General features: G+C 59.0%; 24 protein-coding genes. All 24 read right to left on the bottom strand.

Features of this window, described 5'->3' with window-relative positions; genetic code table 11:
• Nucleotides 1-48: 48 nt before the first annotated feature.
• Nucleotides 49-525: a 50S ribosomal protein L15 gene (gene rplO / locus RTCIAT899_RS07445; protein WP_015339609.1), complete on the bottom strand. Its 477-nt coding sequence runs from the start codon at nucleotides 523-525 to the stop codon at nucleotides 49-51.
• 17 nt (nucleotides 526-542) lie between these two features.
• Nucleotides 543-755, bottom strand: a complete 213-nt coding sequence (gene rpmD / locus RTCIAT899_RS07440) for a 50S ribosomal protein L30 (protein WP_007690786.1) — start codon at nucleotides 753-755, stop codon at nucleotides 543-545.
• 13 nt (nucleotides 756-768) lie between these two features.
• On the bottom strand, nucleotides 769-1,338 hold the full coding sequence (rpsE, locus tag RTCIAT899_RS07435; protein ID WP_004118414.1) for a 30S ribosomal protein S5: 570 nt from the start codon (nucleotides 1,336-1,338) through the stop codon (nucleotides 769-771).
• 131 nt (nucleotides 1,339-1,469) lie between these two features.
• Complete coding sequence (gene rplR, locus RTCIAT899_RS07430; RefSeq protein ID WP_004118412.1) at nucleotides 1,470-1,832, bottom strand: 50S ribosomal protein L18; 363 nt, start codon at nucleotides 1,830-1,832, stop codon at nucleotides 1,470-1,472.
• A 12-nt stretch (nucleotides 1,833-1,844) separates the two neighbouring features.
• Nucleotides 1,845-2,378, bottom strand: a complete 534-nt coding sequence (gene rplF, locus RTCIAT899_RS07425; protein WP_015339608.1) for a 50S ribosomal protein L6 — start codon at nucleotides 2,376-2,378, stop codon at nucleotides 1,845-1,847.
• Between the two features lie 43 nt (nucleotides 2,379-2,421).
• Nucleotides 2,422-2,820 (bottom strand): 30S ribosomal protein S8, encoded by a 399-nt coding sequence (rpsH, locus tag RTCIAT899_RS07420; protein WP_015339607.1) that lies wholly within the window; start codon nucleotides 2,818-2,820, stop codon nucleotides 2,422-2,424.
• 12 nt (nucleotides 2,821-2,832) lie between these two features.
• Nucleotides 2,833-3,138, bottom strand: a complete 306-nt coding sequence (gene rpsN, locus RTCIAT899_RS07415) for a 30S ribosomal protein S14 (RefSeq protein ID WP_004118406.1) — start codon at nucleotides 3,136-3,138, stop codon at nucleotides 2,833-2,835.
• 33 nt (nucleotides 3,139-3,171) lie between these two features.
• Nucleotides 3,172-3,729: a 50S ribosomal protein L5 gene (rplE, locus tag RTCIAT899_RS07410; protein ID WP_015339606.1), complete on the bottom strand. Its 558-nt coding sequence runs from the start codon at nucleotides 3,727-3,729 to the stop codon at nucleotides 3,172-3,174.
• Nucleotides 3,722-4,030, bottom strand: a complete 309-nt coding sequence (gene rplX / locus RTCIAT899_RS07405; protein WP_015339605.1) for a 50S ribosomal protein L24 — start codon at nucleotides 4,028-4,030, stop codon at nucleotides 3,722-3,724. Before rplX ends, rplE begins: the two co-directional genes overlap by 8 nt.
• Nucleotides 4,031-4,041: 11 nt before the next feature.
• On the bottom strand, nucleotides 4,042-4,410 hold the full coding sequence (gene rplN, locus RTCIAT899_RS07400; protein ID WP_003573790.1) for a 50S ribosomal protein L14: 369 nt from the start codon (nucleotides 4,408-4,410) through the stop codon (nucleotides 4,042-4,044).
• Nucleotides 4,411-4,635: 225 nt separating this feature from the next.
• Entirely contained in the window at nucleotides 4,636-4,875 is a 240-nt protein-coding gene (rpsQ, locus tag RTCIAT899_RS07395) for a 30S ribosomal protein S17 (RefSeq protein ID WP_015339604.1), read from the bottom strand.
• A 12-nt stretch (nucleotides 4,876-4,887) separates the two neighbouring features.
• Entirely contained in the window at nucleotides 4,888-5,088 is a 201-nt protein-coding gene (gene rpmC, locus RTCIAT899_RS07390; RefSeq protein WP_007690763.1) for a 50S ribosomal protein L29, read from the bottom strand.
• Nucleotides 5,089-5,099: 11 nt separating this feature from the next.
• A complete protein-coding gene (gene rplP, locus RTCIAT899_RS07385; protein WP_004118395.1) occupies nucleotides 5,100-5,513 on the bottom strand; it encodes a 50S ribosomal protein L16 in 414 nt (137 codons plus the stop codon).
• 36 nt (nucleotides 5,514-5,549) lie between these two features.
• Nucleotides 5,550-6,275, bottom strand: coding sequence for a 30S ribosomal protein S3 (rpsC, locus tag RTCIAT899_RS07380; RefSeq protein WP_004118393.1), 726 nt, complete (start codon nucleotides 6,273-6,275; stop codon nucleotides 5,550-5,552).
• On the bottom strand, nucleotides 6,275-6,664 hold the full coding sequence (gene rplV / locus RTCIAT899_RS07375) for a 50S ribosomal protein L22 (protein ID WP_015339603.1): 390 nt from the start codon (nucleotides 6,662-6,664) through the stop codon (nucleotides 6,275-6,277). The genes rpsC and rplV overlap by 1 nt, the downstream gene beginning before the upstream one ends.
• 2 nt (nucleotides 6,665-6,666) lie before the next feature.
• The gene (gene rpsS, locus RTCIAT899_RS07370) at nucleotides 6,667-6,945 is read right to left on the bottom strand and encodes a 30S ribosomal protein S19 (RefSeq protein ID WP_015339602.1); all 279 of its coding nucleotides are present in this window, start codon (nucleotides 6,943-6,945) and stop codon (nucleotides 6,667-6,669) included.
• A gap of 15 nt (nucleotides 6,946-6,960) precedes the next feature.
• Nucleotides 6,961-7,797 (bottom strand): 50S ribosomal protein L2, encoded by an 837-nt coding sequence (gene rplB / locus RTCIAT899_RS07365; RefSeq protein WP_015339601.1) that lies wholly within the window; start codon nucleotides 7,795-7,797, stop codon nucleotides 6,961-6,963.
• 11 nt (nucleotides 7,798-7,808) lie between these two features.
• On the bottom strand, nucleotides 7,809-8,102 hold the full coding sequence (locus tag RTCIAT899_RS07360; protein WP_015339600.1) for a 50S ribosomal protein L23: 294 nt from the start codon (nucleotides 8,100-8,102) through the stop codon (nucleotides 7,809-7,811).
• Nucleotides 8,099-8,719 (bottom strand): 50S ribosomal protein L4, encoded by a 621-nt coding sequence (rplD, locus tag RTCIAT899_RS07355; RefSeq protein ID WP_015339599.1) that lies wholly within the window; start codon nucleotides 8,717-8,719, stop codon nucleotides 8,099-8,101. The genes RTCIAT899_RS07360 and rplD overlap by 4 nt, the downstream gene beginning before the upstream one ends.
• A 13-nt stretch (nucleotides 8,720-8,732) precedes the next feature.
• Nucleotides 8,733-9,374, bottom strand: a complete 642-nt coding sequence (gene rplC / locus RTCIAT899_RS07350) for a 50S ribosomal protein L3 (RefSeq protein WP_015339598.1) — start codon at nucleotides 9,372-9,374, stop codon at nucleotides 8,733-8,735.
• A 39-nt stretch (nucleotides 9,375-9,413) separates the two neighbouring features.
• The gene (gene rpsJ, locus RTCIAT899_RS07345) at nucleotides 9,414-9,722 is read right to left on the bottom strand and encodes a 30S ribosomal protein S10 (RefSeq protein ID WP_003547547.1); all 309 of its coding nucleotides are present in this window, start codon (nucleotides 9,720-9,722) and stop codon (nucleotides 9,414-9,416) included.
• A gap of 309 nt (nucleotides 9,723-10,031) precedes the next feature.
• Nucleotides 10,032-11,207 carry an elongation factor Tu gene (gene tuf, locus RTCIAT899_RS07340; protein WP_015339584.1) on the bottom strand — a complete coding sequence of 392 codons (1,176 nt, stop codon included), beginning with the start codon at nucleotides 11,205-11,207 and terminating at the stop codon, nucleotides 10,032-10,034.
• A 66-nt stretch (nucleotides 11,208-11,273) separates the two neighbouring features.
• A complete protein-coding gene (gene fusA / locus RTCIAT899_RS07335; RefSeq protein WP_015339597.1) occupies nucleotides 11,274-13,373 on the bottom strand; it encodes an elongation factor G in 2,100 nt (699 codons plus the stop codon).
• Nucleotides 13,374-13,403: 30 nt separating this feature from the next.
• The gene (gene rpsG / locus RTCIAT899_RS07330) at nucleotides 13,404-13,874 is read right to left on the bottom strand and encodes a 30S ribosomal protein S7 (RefSeq protein WP_015339596.1); all 471 of its coding nucleotides are present in this window, start codon (nucleotides 13,872-13,874) and stop codon (nucleotides 13,404-13,406) included.
• Nucleotides 13,875-13,888 lie beyond the last annotated feature (14 nt).

The following is a 13,888-nucleotide window of genomic DNA, read 5'->3' as shown; positions in this document are numbered from 1 at the left end:
GAGCAAAATCGCCCGAAGTGAAGTCACTTCGGGCGATTATTGATAATATTATTCTGCAGCGGCGGCGGCAGCGAGCAGCTTGACGGAACCGCCAGCCTTTTCGATCTTCTCGACTGCGGTCTTGGAAGCGCCTGCAACTTCGAGAGCGAGCTTCGCCTTCAGTTCGCCGTCCGAGAGAACGCGAACGCCATCCTTGACGCGGCGAATGACGCCGGCAGCCTTGAGAGCTGCTGCATCAACCGTGTTCTTGGCATCGAGCTTGCCGGCATCGACGGCAGCCTGGATGCGTGCCAGCGATACGACAACGTAGTCGGATGCGAAGATGTTGTTGAAGCCGCGCTTCGGCAGACGACGGTAGATGGGCATCTGACCGCCTTCGAAGCCGTTGATCGCAACGCCCGAACGGGACTTCTGACCCTTCACGCCACGGCCACCGGTCTTGCCGGAGCCGGAGCCGATGCCGCGGCCGAGGCGCTTGCGGCTGTGGGTCGAGCCTTCGTTATCCTTGATTTCATTCAGTTTCATAGCGAATTACCTCCGGCTCACTTCTCGTCGACAACGCGAACGAGATGCTGGACAGCACGGATCATGCCACGAACAGCCGGAGTATCTTCCAGCGTGCGGCGACGGTGCATCTTGTTCAGTCCGAGACCGATCAGCGTCTTCTGCTGAACATCCGGACGGCGGATCGGGCTGCCAATCTGCTCGACCGTAACGGTCGCCTTAGCTTCAGCCTTCTTGGTCGTCTTGGCCATAGGTCAAACTCCCTTATTCTTCGGAGGCGTTGCCCGAAGCGGCGCGGCGAGCCTGCAGGGTGGCATACTTGATGCCGCGCTGAGCTGCGATGTCCTTCGGGTGAACCTGGTGCTTTAGGGCGTCGAACGTGGCGCGAACCATGTTGTACGGGTTCGACGAACCGGTCGACTTGGCAACGACGTCATGAACGCCGAGCGTTTCGAAAACGGCGCGCATCGGGCCGCCGGCGATGATACCGGTACCGACCTTGGCCGAGCGCAGCAGAACCTTGCCAGCGCCATGGCGGCCATGAACGTCGTGATGCAGCGTACGGCCGTCGCGCAGCGGTACGAAGATCATGTCGCGCTTGGCGCTTTCGGTGGCCTTGCGGATGGCTTCCGGCACTTCGCGTGCCTTGCCATGACCGAAGCCTACGCGGCCCTTCTGGTCGCCGACGACGACGAGAGCAGCAAAGCCGAAACGACGGCCGCCCTTGACAACCTTGGCGACGCGGTTGATCGCGACCAGCTTGTCGACGAATTCGCTATCGCGCTCTTCACGGCTCTGACGGTCTTCCCGCGGAGCCCTCTTTTCCTGTGCCATTGTCCTCTTCCTTTTTCTTTTCCGGGTGCAATCGGCAAACAAAACGAAGACCGCATGCCCTCCCTTGCGGGAAACCTGCGGTCCGGTGAATATCCGGCCGGCGTCCTTGGGATCGCCGGCCGGAAATCTGATTAGAAGGTCAGGCCGCCTTCGCGGGCTGCTTCAGCCAAAGCCTTGATACGGCCGTGGTAGATGAAAGCGCCGCGATCGAACACGACTTCCTTCACGCCGGCCTTGGAGGCGCGCTCTGCGACGAGCTTGCCAACGAGGGCTGCGGCTGCGGTATCGGCACCGGTCTTCAGAGAACCGCGCAGATCCTTGTCGAGGGTGGAGGCAGCCGCGAGGGTCTTGCCAGCCACGTCATCGATGACCTGGGCGTAGATGTTCTTCGACGAGCGATGAACCGACAGGCGCGGACGGCCGTTGGCCACCGACTTGATTTGGCGGCGCACGCGGTTGGCGCGACGCGCAAGTGCTTCTTTCCTGCTAGCCATTTCGCGTGATCCTTACTTCTTCTTGCCTTCTTTGCGGATGATCCGCTCTTCGGCATACTTAACGCCCTTGCCCTTGTAGGGCTCGGGGCCGCGGTATTCGCGGATTTCAGCGGCAACCTGGCCGACCTGCTGCTTGTTGATGCCGGTGACGACGATTTCCGTCGGCTTCGGCACAGCGATCGAGATGCCCTGCGGCGGCTCATAAACCACGTCGTGGCTGAAGCCGAGCGCGAGCTGCAGGTTCTTGCCCTGCATGGAGGCACGGTAGCCGACGCCGTTGATTTCGAGCTTGCGCTCGTAGCCGTCCTTAACACCCTTGAGGATGTTCTCGATCATCGTGCGGGACATGCCCCACTTTGCGCGAGCATCCTTGGAGTCGTTGAGCGGCGTTACGACGATTGCATTGTTTTCCAGCTTGAGACCGATTTCGTCGTTAGCGACGAAAAACAGCTCGCCCTTGGGGCCCTTGGCAGTCACTTTTTGGCCATCAACCGTGGCCGTGATCCCTGCAGGTACCTGAACGGGCTTCTTACCGATACGAGACATTTTTCAAACCTGTCTGTTTCGAAGGAGATATCTCTGTTCGATCTTAGAAGACCGAGCAGAGAACCTCGCCACCAACATTCTGTTCGCGAGCCTGGTGATCGGCCATCACACCCTTCGGAGTCGAAAGGATGGTGATGCCGAGGCCGTTCGCGACCTGCGGAATGGACTTGACCGAGACATAAACCCGGCGGCCCGGCTTAGACACACGGCCGATCTCACGGATCACCGATGCGCCTTCGTAGTACTTGAGTTCGATGTTGAGCTCAGACTTGCCGTTGCCGAAATCGACGACGGAGTAGCCACGGATGTAGCCTTCAGCCTGGAGTACATCGAGAACGCGCGCACGGAGCTTGGACGCAGGCGTCGAAACCGACGACTTGCGGCGCGAAGCGCCATTGCGGATGCGGGTGAGCATATCGCCCAAAGGATCAGTCATAGACATCTAATCTGCTCCTTACCAGCTGGACTTGACGATGCCCGGCACCTTGCCGAGATTGCCGAGTTCACGCAGCGCGATACGCGACATGCGCAGTTTGCGGTAGTAGGCGCGCGGACGGCCAGACACTTCGCAACGATTGCGAATACGGGTCTTCGATCCATCGCGCGGCAGCGATGCCAGCTTCAGAGTGGCCTTGAACCGGTCTTCGATCGAGAGAGACTGGTTCATGATGATTGCCTTGAGTGCAGCCCGCTTCGCGGCCTGGTTGGCAACCGTATTGCGGCGGCGCTTGTTCTTTTCAACTGCGCTTGTCTTCGCCATATCAGGGTTCCTTTTCTACGCTCGTCGTTACGGTTATTGACGGAACGGGAAGTTGAACTCTGTCAGAAGAGCCCGTGCTTCGTCGTCGGTCGTCGCCGTCGTGCAAACGATGATGTCCATGCCCCACATCTGATCAACCTTGTCGTAGTTGATCTCAGGGAACACAATGTGCTCCTTGATGCCCATGGCAAAATTGCCACGACCGTCAAAGCTCTTCGGGTTCAGGCCGCGGAAGTCGCGAACGCGCGGAAGCGCGATGTTGACCAGACGATCCAGGAACTCATACATGCGGGCGCCGCGCAGGGTAACCTTCGCGCCGATCGGCATATTTTCGCGGACCTTGAAGCCAGCGATGGAGTTGCGTGCACGGGTGATGACCGGCTTCTGGCCAGCGATGGCCGCCAGGTCGGCAGCAGCAACGGTCGGCTTCTTCGAATCAGCCGTCGCTTCGCCAACGCCCATGTTGATCACGATCTTGTCCAGCTTCGGGATCTGCATCTCGTTAGCGTAGGAGAACTTCTCCTGCATGGCTGCACGGATGCGAGCAACGTATTCTTTCTTGAGCCGCGGCTCGTACTTTACCTCAGCCATCGATCACTTCTCCCGAGGTCTTCGCCACGCGGACCTTCTTGCCATCTACAACCTTGAAACCGACGCGGGTCGGCTTGCCGTCCTTGTCGACGATTGCCAGGTTGGACAGGTGAAGCGAGGCTTCCTTGCTGATGATGCCGGCTTCCTGGTTCTGCGTCTGGCGCTGATGGCGCTTGATGACGTTGACGCCACGAACGACCGCACGGTCTTCCTTCGGCAGCACTTGAATGACTTCGCCGGTACGGCCCTTGTCCTTACCGGTCAATACGACAACCTTGTCGCCTTTACGGATCTTCTGCATCGCTCCGCTCCTTACAGTACTTCTGGAGCCAGCGAGATGATCTTCATATGGTTCTTGGCGCGAAGTTCGCGCGGAACCGGTCCGAAGATGCGGGTGCCGATCGGCTCTTTCTTGTTGTCGATGAGGACTGCTGCGTTGGTATCGAAGCGGATGACGCTGCCATCCGGACGACGGATGTCCTTGGCGGTACGAACGACGACCGCCTTCATCACGTCACCCTTCTTCACACGGCCGCGCGGAATAGCTTCCTTGATCGAAACGACGATAACGTCGCCGATCGAGGCATACTTGCGCTTCGAGCCGCCCAGCACCTTGATGCACATGACACGACGTGCGCCGGAATTATCCGCCACGTCGAGGTTTGTTTGCATCTGAATCATGTCAGGTCGCCTTCTTGTTGTTACCGGAATGGTTGGGCCAATAGACCCCCTACCCCGGCTTATGGACTAGTGTCTTGTCTGATTATGCCTGGCTTCGCGACCACAAGGATCGTCTCCGCCGGCCATCAATAAAGCAAAAGAACGCCCGTTCTCGAGCGTCCTGCTTCCAAGCTCGTGCTTCATACAGATATTTCGCCCAAGCGCAAGGGCCTGAGCGAAATTCTGTTACTTGGACTGGGCGGAAATGACCGTCCAGGTCTTGTCCTTGGAGATCGGCGCGCATTCCTCGATGGAAACGACGTCGCCGGTCTTGTACTGATTGTTTTCGTCGTGAGCCTTGTACTTCTTGGAACGACGAACGGTCTTCTGGAGCAGCGGGTGAGCGAAACGACGCTCAACGCGGACAACTACCGTCTTCTCGTTCTTGTCGCTGACCACGACGCCCTGCAGAATGCGCTTCGGCATGTTATTTTTCCTTTAGGCCTTTGCTTCTGCCGCCTTCTGGCGGGCAATGGTTTTTACGCGAGCGATGTCCTTGCGGACTTCGTTGATGCGCGAGGACTTCTCGAGCTGGCCAGTCGCCTTCTGAAAGCGCAGGTTGAACTGCTCCTTCTTCAGCTTGGCAAGCTCGTCCTTGAGTTGGTCGGCGCTCAGGGCGCGAACATCTGCGGCTTTCATGAGCTTCTTCCTTACTCTGCAATGCGCTGAACGAAGCGCGTCTTGACCGAGAGCTTGGCAGCGCCGAGGCGCAGAGCCTCACGAGCGATTTCTTCGCTCACACCGTCGATCTCGAACATCATACGGCCGGGCTTGACCTTGCATGCCCAGTATTCGACAGAGCCCTTACCTTTACCCATACGGACTTCGGTCGGCTTTGCGGTTACCGGAACATCCGGGAACACGCGGATCCATACACGGCCGGCGCGCTTCATATAGCGCGTGATCGCGCGGCGAGCCGCTTCGATCTCGCGAGCGTTGACGCGGTTGGGCTCCTGCGACTTCAGGCCGAATTCGCCGAACGCCAGATCAGAACCACCCTTGGCAACGCCCTTGATGCGGCCCTTGAATTGCTTGCGGTACTTCGTACGCTTTGGCTGCAACATTTTCTTATTCTCCGAACTTATCTGCCACGTACGCTATCAAGCGTTGTCGCGGCGACGGTCTCTATCGCGATCGCGGCTAGCCGGACCCTGGGCGTCGCCTTCGAGCGCGCGGCGTTCGGAGGCCATCGGATCGTGCTCAAGGATTTCGCCCTTGAAGATCCAGACCTTGATGCCGCAGATACCGAAAGCGGTTTCTGCTTCAGCCGTACCGTAGTCGATGTCGGCACGCAGCGTATGCAGCGGCACGCGGCCTTCGCGGTACCATTCCGTACGAGCGATTTCTGCACCGCCGAGACGGCCGGCGCAGGTGATCTTGATGCCTTCGGCGCCAAGACGCATCGCGGACTGAACGGCGCGCTTCATGGCGCGACGGAAAGCAACACGGCGTTCCAGCTGCTGAGCGATCGACTGGGCAACCAGCGTCGCGTCGATTTCCGGCTTGCGAACTTCAACGATGTTGAGGTGCGTTTCGGAATTCGTCATGTCCGACAGCTTCTTGCGGAGCTTGTCGATGTCAGCGCCCTTCTTGCCGATGATCAGGCCCGGACGAGCCGAGTGGATCGTGACGCGGCACTTCTTGTGCGGACGCTCGATGACCACCTTGGAGATACCAGCCTGCTTCAGTTCGTTCATAACGAACTTGCGCATCTTCAGGTCTTCGTGGAGGAGCTGGCCGTACTCGGCATTGTCCGCGAACCAGCGGCTATCCCAAGTGCGGTTGATGCCAAGACGAAAGCCGATTGGATTGATTTTCTGACCCATTATGCGGCCTCCTCTTGAGCTTCCACTTCACGAACGACGATCGTCAGGTGTGCGAACGGACGCTCGATGCGAGATGCGCGGCCACGGCCACGAGCGTGGAAACGCTTCATGACGATCGACTTGCCGACGTAAGCTTCCGCTACGACCAGCGAGTCAACGTCGAGATCGTGGTTGTTCTCCGCATTGGCGATCGCAGATTCGAGCGTCTTCTTGACGGCTCCTGCGATGCGCTTGCGCGAGAATTCCAGCTCTGCGAGCGCGCGGTCAACCTTCTTGCCGCGGATCGAAGCCGCGACCAGGTTGAGCTTCTGCGGGCTGACACGGAGCGTGCGCGCAACTGCCTGCGCTTCATTGTCCTTCAGCCGGCGTTCGGTTTTTGCCTTGCCCATTGTTACTTCCTCTTCGCCTTCTTGTCCGCACCGTGACCATAATAGGTACGGGTCGGGGCGAACTCGCCGAACTTGTGTCCGACCATGTCTTCATTGACGCTGACCGGAATGTGCTTGCTGCCGTTGTAGACACCGAAGGTGAGACCAACGAACTGCGGCATGATGGTGGAGCGACGGCTCCACATCTTGATTATTTCGTTACGTCCGCCTTCACGCACCTTCTCAGCCTTCTTGAGAAGATAGCCGTCAACAAACGGACCTTTCCATACTGAACGAGCCACTTGAGACTTCCTCTCTTACTTCTTGCGCTGATGGCGCGAGCGCATAATCATCTTGTCGGTCGACTTGTTCGACCGCGTACGCTTGCCCTTGGTCGGCTTGCCCCATGGGGTCACCGGATGGCGACCACCGGAGGTGCGGCCTTCACCACCGCCGTGCGGATGGTCGACCGGGTTCATGACAACGCCGCGGTTATGCGGCTTCTTGCCACGCCAACGCGAACGACCAGCCTTACCGTCGTTGATGTTGCCGTGATCCGGGTTCGAAACCGCACCGATCGTGGCGAGGCAAGTACCATGCACGAGGCGCTGTTCGCCCGAGTTCAGGCGAAGGATCGCCATGCCCTGGTCACGACCGACGAGCTGTGCGTAGGAACCGGCGGAGCGAGCGATCTGTCCGCCCTTGCCCGGCTTCATTTCCACATTGTGGATGATGGAGCCGACCGGGATGAACTGAAGCGGCATGGTGTTGCCCGGCTTCACGTCCACTGCCTTTTCCGAAGCGATGACCTTGTCGCCCGAAGCAAGACGCTGCGGAGCGATGATGTAGGCCAGTTCGCCGTCCGTGTACTTCACCAGAGCGATGTAAGCGGTACGGTTCGGATCGTATTCGATACGCTCGACGGTTGCTTCGACGTCGAACTTGCGACGCTTGAAGTCGACCAGACGATAGCTGCGCTTGTGACCACCGCCCTGGAAACGGACGGTGATGCGGCCAGTGTTGTTACGGCCACCCTTGGAGGTGAGGCCTTCGGTCAGCGACTTGACCGGCTTGCCCTTGTAGAGCGAGGAGCGATCGACAATGACCAGCTGACGCTGGCTCGGGGTCGTCGGATTGAATGTTTTCAATGCCATTTTCTTATTCCTCAGAGACCGGTGGAGACGTCGATCGACTGGCCTTCGGCGAGCGTCACAACAGCCTTCTTCACGTCCTTCTGCTTGCCGACGAGACCCTTGAACCGCTTGGTCTTGCCGAGGCGCAGCAGAGTGTTAACGGCCGTCACCTTGACGCCGAAGAGCGCTTCGACGGCAGCCTTGATTTCCGGCTTCGTCGCGGTCTTCGCAACGTTGAAAACAACCTGGTTATTGTCCGAAAGCAGCGTGGACTTTTCGGTGATCGCAGGAGAAACGATCACATCATAATGGCGAAGATCCGTCACTTGAAACGCTCCTCTAGAGCTTCAACTGCAGCCTTGGACAGCACGAGCTTGCCGCGGCGCAGGATGTCGTAAACGTTGATGCCCTGAACCGGCAGAACATCGATATTCGGGATGTTCTGGGCTGCGAGCTTGAAGTTGCTGTCGAGTTCAGCACCGCCGATGAACAGAGCGTTCGTCAGGCCGAGCGTCTCGAAAGCGCCAGCGAGTGCCTTGGTCTTGGCTTCGGTAGCGACGAGATTGTCGATAACAATCACGTCTTCAGCCTTGAACTTGGCCGAGAGAGCGTGACGCAGGCCGAGGGCGCGAACCTTCTTCGGCAGATCATGCTCGTGGCTGCGGGCGACCGGGCCGTGAGCCTTACCACCGCCGCGGAACTGCGGAGCGCGAGCCGAATGGTGACGAGCGCGGCCCGTACCCTTCTGCTTGTACATCTTGGCGCCGGTGCGCGCTACGTCCGCGCGGCCCTTTGCCTGATGCGTGCCCTGCTGCTTCTTGGCAAGCTGCCAGCGAACGACGCGAGCGAGAATGTCTTCACGCGGCTCGAGGCCGAAAATCGCATCAGAAAGGGAAACCTTCCCGGCGTCTTTGCCCTCGAGGGTCTTGACGTTGAATTCCATTGGTTTGGCTCCCTTACTTCGCTGCCGACTTGACGGCGTCGCGCACGATAATCCAGGCACCCTTGGAGCCGGGAACCGCACCCTTGACCAGGATCAGACCACGATCTTCGTCGGTCGATACCACTTCAAGGTTCTGCGTCGTAACGCGGGTCTGGCCCATGTGACCAGCCATCTTCTTGTTCTTGAACACCTTGCCCGGGTCCTGACGCGAACCGGTCGAACCATGCGAGCGGTGCGAAACCGACACACCGTGCGTGGCGCGCAGACCGCCGAAACCGTGGCGCTTGATGGCGCCGGCAAAGCCCTTACCGATCGTCGTGCCGGTCACGTCGACGAGCTGACCCGCCGTGAAGTGACCTGCGTTGAGCTCGGTGCCGACTTCAAGCAGATTGTCTTCCGTGACACGGAATTCTGCGAGCTTGGCCTTCGGCTCTACGCTTGCGACGGCGAAATGGCCGCGAAGAGCCTTCGTCGTGTTCTTAACCTTAGCCTGGCCGGCACCGAGCTGAACTGCGGTGTAGCCATTCTTTTCAACTGTGCGCTGGGCTACGACCTGGCAGCCATCCAAACGCAATACGGTAACCGGGACATGCTCGCCGGCGTCGTTATAGACGCGGGTCATTCCCACCTTCTGTGCAATCACACCTGAACGCATCGGTTCAATCCTTCTCACTCAGCTCGAGGACCGGAGGTCTCAGAGCTTGATCTCAACATCGACACCGGCGGCGAGATCGAGCTTCATCAGCGCGTCTACCGTCTGCGGGGTCGGGTCAACGATGTCGAGGAGGCGCTTATGCGTGCGCATCTCGAACTGCTCGCGGCTCTTCTTGTCGATGTGCGGGGACCGGTTTACCGTAAACTTCTCGATACGAGTCGGAAGCGGAACGGGGCCCCGGACGCTTGCACCGGTGCGCTTCGCCGTCGACACGATCTCGCGCGTGGAAGCATCGAGAATCCGGTGATCGAACGCCTTCAGGCGAATGCGGATATTTTGGCCGTTCATTCGACGTTATCCTTGTGTTTGTTATCTCGCGCGCCTCTCGAAAAGGCACGGATTGTTCTGTTTCCTAAGGCGGACCACCGGTTTCAAAGATCGAGAGGGACGCCGGCTACGGGCATCCCTATCCACTCTTTAGGCCTTTCAGCCCACCTTATTGTTAATTTCATTGGCCACTTCGTCATCCGAAGCAGCGCGCAAATCGCGCTCGCGCGCCATTTGCAACATTTCCATGTCATAAGCAAGCGGCTAGTGCCGCTTGCATCATAATATTGTCATCGAATCGGCCACTCGGAGGGAGTGGCCGTCTTCGAATTACTCGACGATGCTAGCCACGATGCCAGCGCCGACGGTACGGCCGCCTTCGCGGATGGCGAAGCGAAGCTTTTCTTCCATCGCGATCGGAACGATCAGCTCGACGGCAACGGTGACGTTGTCGCCAGGCATAACCATTTCCGTGCCTTCCGGAAGCGTCACGATGCCGGTCACGTCAGTCGTACGGAAGTAGAACTGCGGACGGTAGTTCGTGAAGAACGGCGTATGACGGCCGCCTTCTTCCTTCGTCAGGATGTAGGCTTCAGCCATGAACTTCTTGTGCGGCTTGACCGAACCCGGCTTGCACAGGATCTGACCACGCTCGACGCCGTCACGGTTAACACCGCGAACCAGTGCGCCGATGTTGTCGCCGGCCTGGCCCTGGTCGAGCAGCTTGCGGAACATTTCAACGCCGGTCACCGTCGTCTTCGACGTCGGACGGATGCCGACGATCTCGACTTCTTCACCAACCTTGACGATACCGCGCTCGACGCGGCCCGTCACAACCGTACCACGGCCGGAGATCGAGAACACGTCTTCGATCGGCATCAGGAACGGCTGGTCGATCGGACGCTCAGGCGTCGGGATGTAGGCGTCAACCTGAGCCATCAGTTCGCGGATCGCGTCTTCGCCGATCTTCTTGTCCGAATCTTCAAGGGCTGCAAGCGCCGAACCCTTGACGACCGGGATATCGTCGCCCGGGAAGTCGTAGGACGACAGAAGTTCGCGAACTTCGAGCTCGACGAGCTCGAGAAGCTCGGCGTCGTCAACCTGGTCGACCTTGTTCAGGAACACGACGATCGCCGGAACGCCAACCTGGCGGGCGAGCAGGATGTGCTCGCGCGTCTGCGGCATCGGGCCGTCGGCGGCAGAGCAAACCAGGATCGCGCCGTCCATCTGTGCGGCACCCGTGATCATGTTCTTGACGTAGTCGGCGTGGCCGGGGCAGTCGACGTGCGCATAGTGACGGTTCGGCGTCTCGTATTCAACGTGGGCCGTCGAGATCGTGATACCACGAGCCTTCTCTTCCGGAGCCGCGTCGATCTGGTCGTACGCCTTGAACTCGCCGAAGTACTTCGTGATCGCTGCCGTCAAGGACGTCTTGCCGTGGTCAACGTGACCGATCGTACCGATGTTAACGTGCGGCTTATTGCGCTCAAACTTACTCTTTGCCATTTTCGGCTCTCCGTTTTCCTGTCCCCTGAGGGATCAATTCTTGTTATCGGTCAATTGGTATTCCGGTCACTTCTGACCGGAATACTTTGCCTGGATTTCCTGTGCGACGTTCGACGGAACCGGCGCGTAATGATCGAAGGTCATCGTGTACTGCGCACGGCCCTGAGACATCGAACGCAGGTTATCGACGTACTTGAACATGTTCGCCAGCGGGACGTTCGCGTTGATGACAACAGCGATACCGCGGCTTTCCTGGCCCTGGATCTGGCCACGACGCGAGTTCAGGTCGCCGATGACGTCGCCGACGTAATCTTCCGGCGTCACGACTTCGACCTTCATCATCGGCTCGAGGAGCTGGGCACCAGCTTCGCGGGCTGCTTCACGGAAGCAAGCGCGGGAAGCGATTTCGAAGGCCAGAACCGACGAGTCAACATCGTGGAAGGCACCGTCGATGAGCGTCGCCTTGACGCCGAGCATCGGGAAGCCAGCCAGCGGACCAGAAGACAGGACGCTTTCGATACCCTTCTGAACGCCCGGGATGTATTCCTTCGGAACGGAACCGCCGACGATCTTGGACTCGAACTTGAAATCGTCGCCGTCCGGGTTCGGTTCGAACACGATCTTGACGCGAGCGAACTGACCGGTACCACCCGACTGCTTCTTGTGGGTGTAGTCCTTTTCCGTCTGACGCGTGATGGTTTCGCGGTAAGCAACCTGCGGCGCGCCGACAGTGGCTTCAACCTTGAATTCACGACGCATGCGGTCGACGATGATGTCGAGGTGAAGTTCACCCATGCCGGCGATGATCGTCTGACCCGATTCCTGGTCCGTCTTCACGCGGAAGGACGGATCTTCAGCAGCCAGACGGTTGAGCGCGAGGCCCATCTTTTCCTGGTCGCCCTTGGTCTTCGGCTCGATCGCGATCTGGATGACCGGCTCGGGGAATTCCATGCGCTCGAGGATAACCGGCTTCAGCGGATCGCAGAGCGTATCGCCAGTCGTGGTTTCCTTGAGGCCGGCCAGAGCAACGATGTCGCCAGCAAAGGCTTCTTCGATGTCTTCACGCGAGTTCGAGTGCATCTGCAGCATACGGCCGACGCGCTCGCGCTTGTCCTTGACCGTGTTGATGACCGATGCGCCCTTTTCGAGCTTGCCAGAGTAGATGCGGGCGAAGGTGAGCGAACCGACGAAGGGGTCGTTCATGATCTTGAATGCCAGCATGGACAACGGCTCGCTATCGTCAGCGTGACGTTCGATTTCGCCTTCCGTCTTGAAGTCGATGCCCTTGATCGCCGGGATGTCGAGCGGCGACGGCAGGTAATCGACAACGGCGTCGAGCAGCGGCTGAACACCCTTGTTCTTGAAGGCGGTGCCACAGAACATCGGATGGAACTTGACGTCGATCGTGCCGCGACGGACGAGCGCGCGGATCTGATCGTTGTCAGGCAGATTGCCTTCGAGGTAGGCTTCTGTCGCGGCTTCGTCGATCTCGACAACGGTCTCGATCAGCTTTTCGCGGTATTCAGCAGCCTTGGCCTTCATGTCTTCCGGGATTTCGACGACGTCCCACTGAGCGCCGAGCGATTCGTCGCGCCAGATGAGAGCATTCATCTCGATCAGGTCGATGACGCCCTTGAATTCGGTTTCAGCACCGATCGGCAGCTGCATGACAACAGCCGTCGCGCCGAGGCGGGTCTTAATCATCTCGACCGAGCGATAGAAGTCAGCACCGGTCTTGTCCATCTTGTTGCAGAAGATCATGCGCGGAACATGATACTTCTCAGCCTGACGCCAGACGGTTTCCGTCTGCGGCTCAACGCCGGCGTTGGCGTCAAGCAGAGCGATGGCACCATCGAGAACGCGCAGCGAACGCTCGACTTCGATGGTGAAGTCGACGTGGCCGGGAGTGTCGATGATGTTGAAGCGGCGGGTCTTGCCGTCGCGGCCCTTCCAAAAGGTGGTCGTGGCAGCGGAGGTGATCGTGATGCCACGCTCCTGCTCCTGCTCCATCCAGTCCATGGTGGCTGCGCCGTCGTGCACTTCGCCGATCTTGTGCGACTTGCCGGTGTAGTAAAGAATACGCTCGGTGGTCGTGGTCTTGCCGGCGTCGATGTGCGCCATGATACCGAAATTGCGGTAGTCTTCGATTTTATATTCGCGAGCCATAATGGACTGCCTTTCCGAAACCGTTCGGGATTACCAGCGATAATGCGAGAACGCACGGTTGGCATCAGCCATCTTGTGCGTGTCTTCGCGCTTCTTGACGGCAGCGCCGCGGTTGTTGGAGGCATCGAGAAGTTCGCCGCAGAGACGATCGACCATGGTCGTCTCGTTACGCTTACGAGCAGCGGTGATCAGCCAGCGGATGGCCAGAGCCTGACGGCGCTCAGGACGCACATCGACCGGAACCTGGTACGTAGCACCACCAACGCGACGCGAGCGGACTTCAACGTGCGGAGCGATGTTATCCAAAGCCTGATGGAACACGCCGAGCGGCTCCTGCTTTGCCTTGCCCTGCACGGCGTCAAACGCGCCATATACGATGTTTTCAGCTACGGACTTCTTGCCGTCGAGCATGATGGCATTCATGAACTTGGTAACGACCAGATCGCCGAACTTCGGGTCCGGGTTGATCTCGCGCTTTTCTGCTCTGTGACGTCTGGACATATAACTTCTCGTCT

The sequence above is a fragment of the Rhizobium tropici CIAT 899 genome, from assembly GCF_000330885.1.
In the GTDB taxonomy this organism is placed as follows: domain Bacteria; phylum Pseudomonadota; class Alphaproteobacteria; order Rhizobiales; family Rhizobiaceae; genus Rhizobium; species Rhizobium tropici.
The sequence above is the reverse complement of the archived record's forward strand: the minus strand, read 5'-3'. Positions and strand labels throughout refer to the sequence as shown.

What these genes read in the sequence shown, in the direction of transcription:
- rplX (WP_015339605.1), bottom strand. Translation starts at nt 4,030, where the DNA reads ATGCAGAAGATCCGTAAAGGCGACAAGGTTGTCGTATTGACCGGTAAG.
- rpsH (WP_015339607.1), bottom strand. Translation starts at nt 2,820, where the DNA reads ATGTCTATGACTGATCCTTTGGGCGATATGCTCACCCGCATCCGCAAT.
- rpsG (WP_015339596.1), bottom strand. Translation starts at nt 13,874, where the DNA reads ATGTCCAGACGTCACAGAGCAGAAAAGCGCGAGATCAACCCGGACCCG.
- rpsE (WP_004118414.1), bottom strand. Translation starts at nt 1,338, where the DNA reads ATGGCACAGGAAAAGAGGGCTCCGCGGGAAGACCGTCAGAGCCGTGAA.
- rpsQ (WP_015339604.1), bottom strand. Translation starts at nt 4,875, where the DNA reads ATGCCGAAGCGCATTCTGCAGGGCGTCGTGGTCAGCGACAAGAACGAG.
- rplN (WP_003573790.1), bottom strand. Translation starts at nt 4,410, where the DNA reads ATGATTCAGATGCAAACAAACCTCGACGTGGCGGATAATTCCGGCGCA.
- rpsJ (WP_003547547.1), bottom strand. Translation starts at nt 9,722, where the DNA reads ATGAACGGCCAAAATATCCGCATTCGCCTGAAGGCGTTCGATCACCGG.
- rpmC (WP_007690763.1), bottom strand. Translation starts at nt 5,088, where the DNA reads ATGAAAGCCGCAGATGTTCGCGCCCTGAGCGCCGACCAACTCAAGGAC.
- rplP (WP_004118395.1), bottom strand. Translation starts at nt 5,513, where the DNA reads ATGTTGCAGCCAAAGCGTACGAAGTACCGCAAGCAATTCAAGGGCCGC.
- rpmD (WP_007690786.1), bottom strand. Translation starts at nt 755, where the DNA reads ATGGCCAAGACGACCAAGAAGGCTGAAGCTAAGGCGACCGTTACGGTC.
- rpsC (WP_004118393.1), bottom strand. Translation starts at nt 6,275, where the DNA reads ATGGGTCAGAAAATCAATCCAATCGGCTTTCGTCTTGGCATCAACCGC.
- rplC (WP_015339598.1), bottom strand. Translation starts at nt 9,374, where the DNA reads ATGCGTTCAGGTGTGATTGCACAGAAGGTGGGAATGACCCGCGTCTAT.
- rplB (WP_015339601.1), bottom strand. Translation starts at nt 7,797, where the DNA reads ATGGCATTGAAAACATTCAATCCGACGACCCCGAGCCAGCGTCAGCTG.
- rplV (WP_015339603.1), bottom strand. Translation starts at nt 6,664, where the DNA reads ATGGGCAAGGCAAAAACCGAACGCCGGCTGAAGGACAATGAAGCGCAG.
- rplE (WP_015339606.1), bottom strand. Translation starts at nt 3,729, where the DNA reads ATGGCTGAGGTAAAGTACGAGCCGCGGCTCAAGAAAGAATACGTTGCT.
- tuf (WP_015339584.1), bottom strand. Translation starts at nt 11,207, where the DNA reads ATGGCAAAGAGTAAGTTTGAGCGCAATAAGCCGCACGTTAACATCGGT.
- rplR (WP_004118412.1), bottom strand. Translation starts at nt 1,832, where the DNA reads ATGGCTAGCAGGAAAGAAGCACTTGCGCGTCGCGCCAACCGCGTGCGC.
- rpsN (WP_004118406.1), bottom strand. Translation starts at nt 3,138, where the DNA reads ATGGCGAAGACAAGCGCAGTTGAAAAGAACAAGCGCCGCCGCAATACG.
- rplO (WP_015339609.1), bottom strand. Translation starts at nt 525, where the DNA reads ATGAAACTGAATGAAATCAAGGATAACGAAGGCTCGACCCACAGCCGC.
- fusA (WP_015339597.1), bottom strand. Translation starts at nt 13,373, where the DNA reads ATGGCTCGCGAATATAAAATCGAAGACTACCGCAATTTCGGTATCATG.
- rplF (WP_015339608.1), bottom strand. Translation starts at nt 2,378, where the DNA reads ATGTCTCGTATCGGTAAGAAGCCCGTTCAGGTACCTGCAGGGATCACG.
- rplD (WP_015339599.1), bottom strand. Translation starts at nt 8,719, where the DNA reads ATGGAATTCAACGTCAAGACCCTCGAGGGCAAAGACGCCGGGAAGGTT.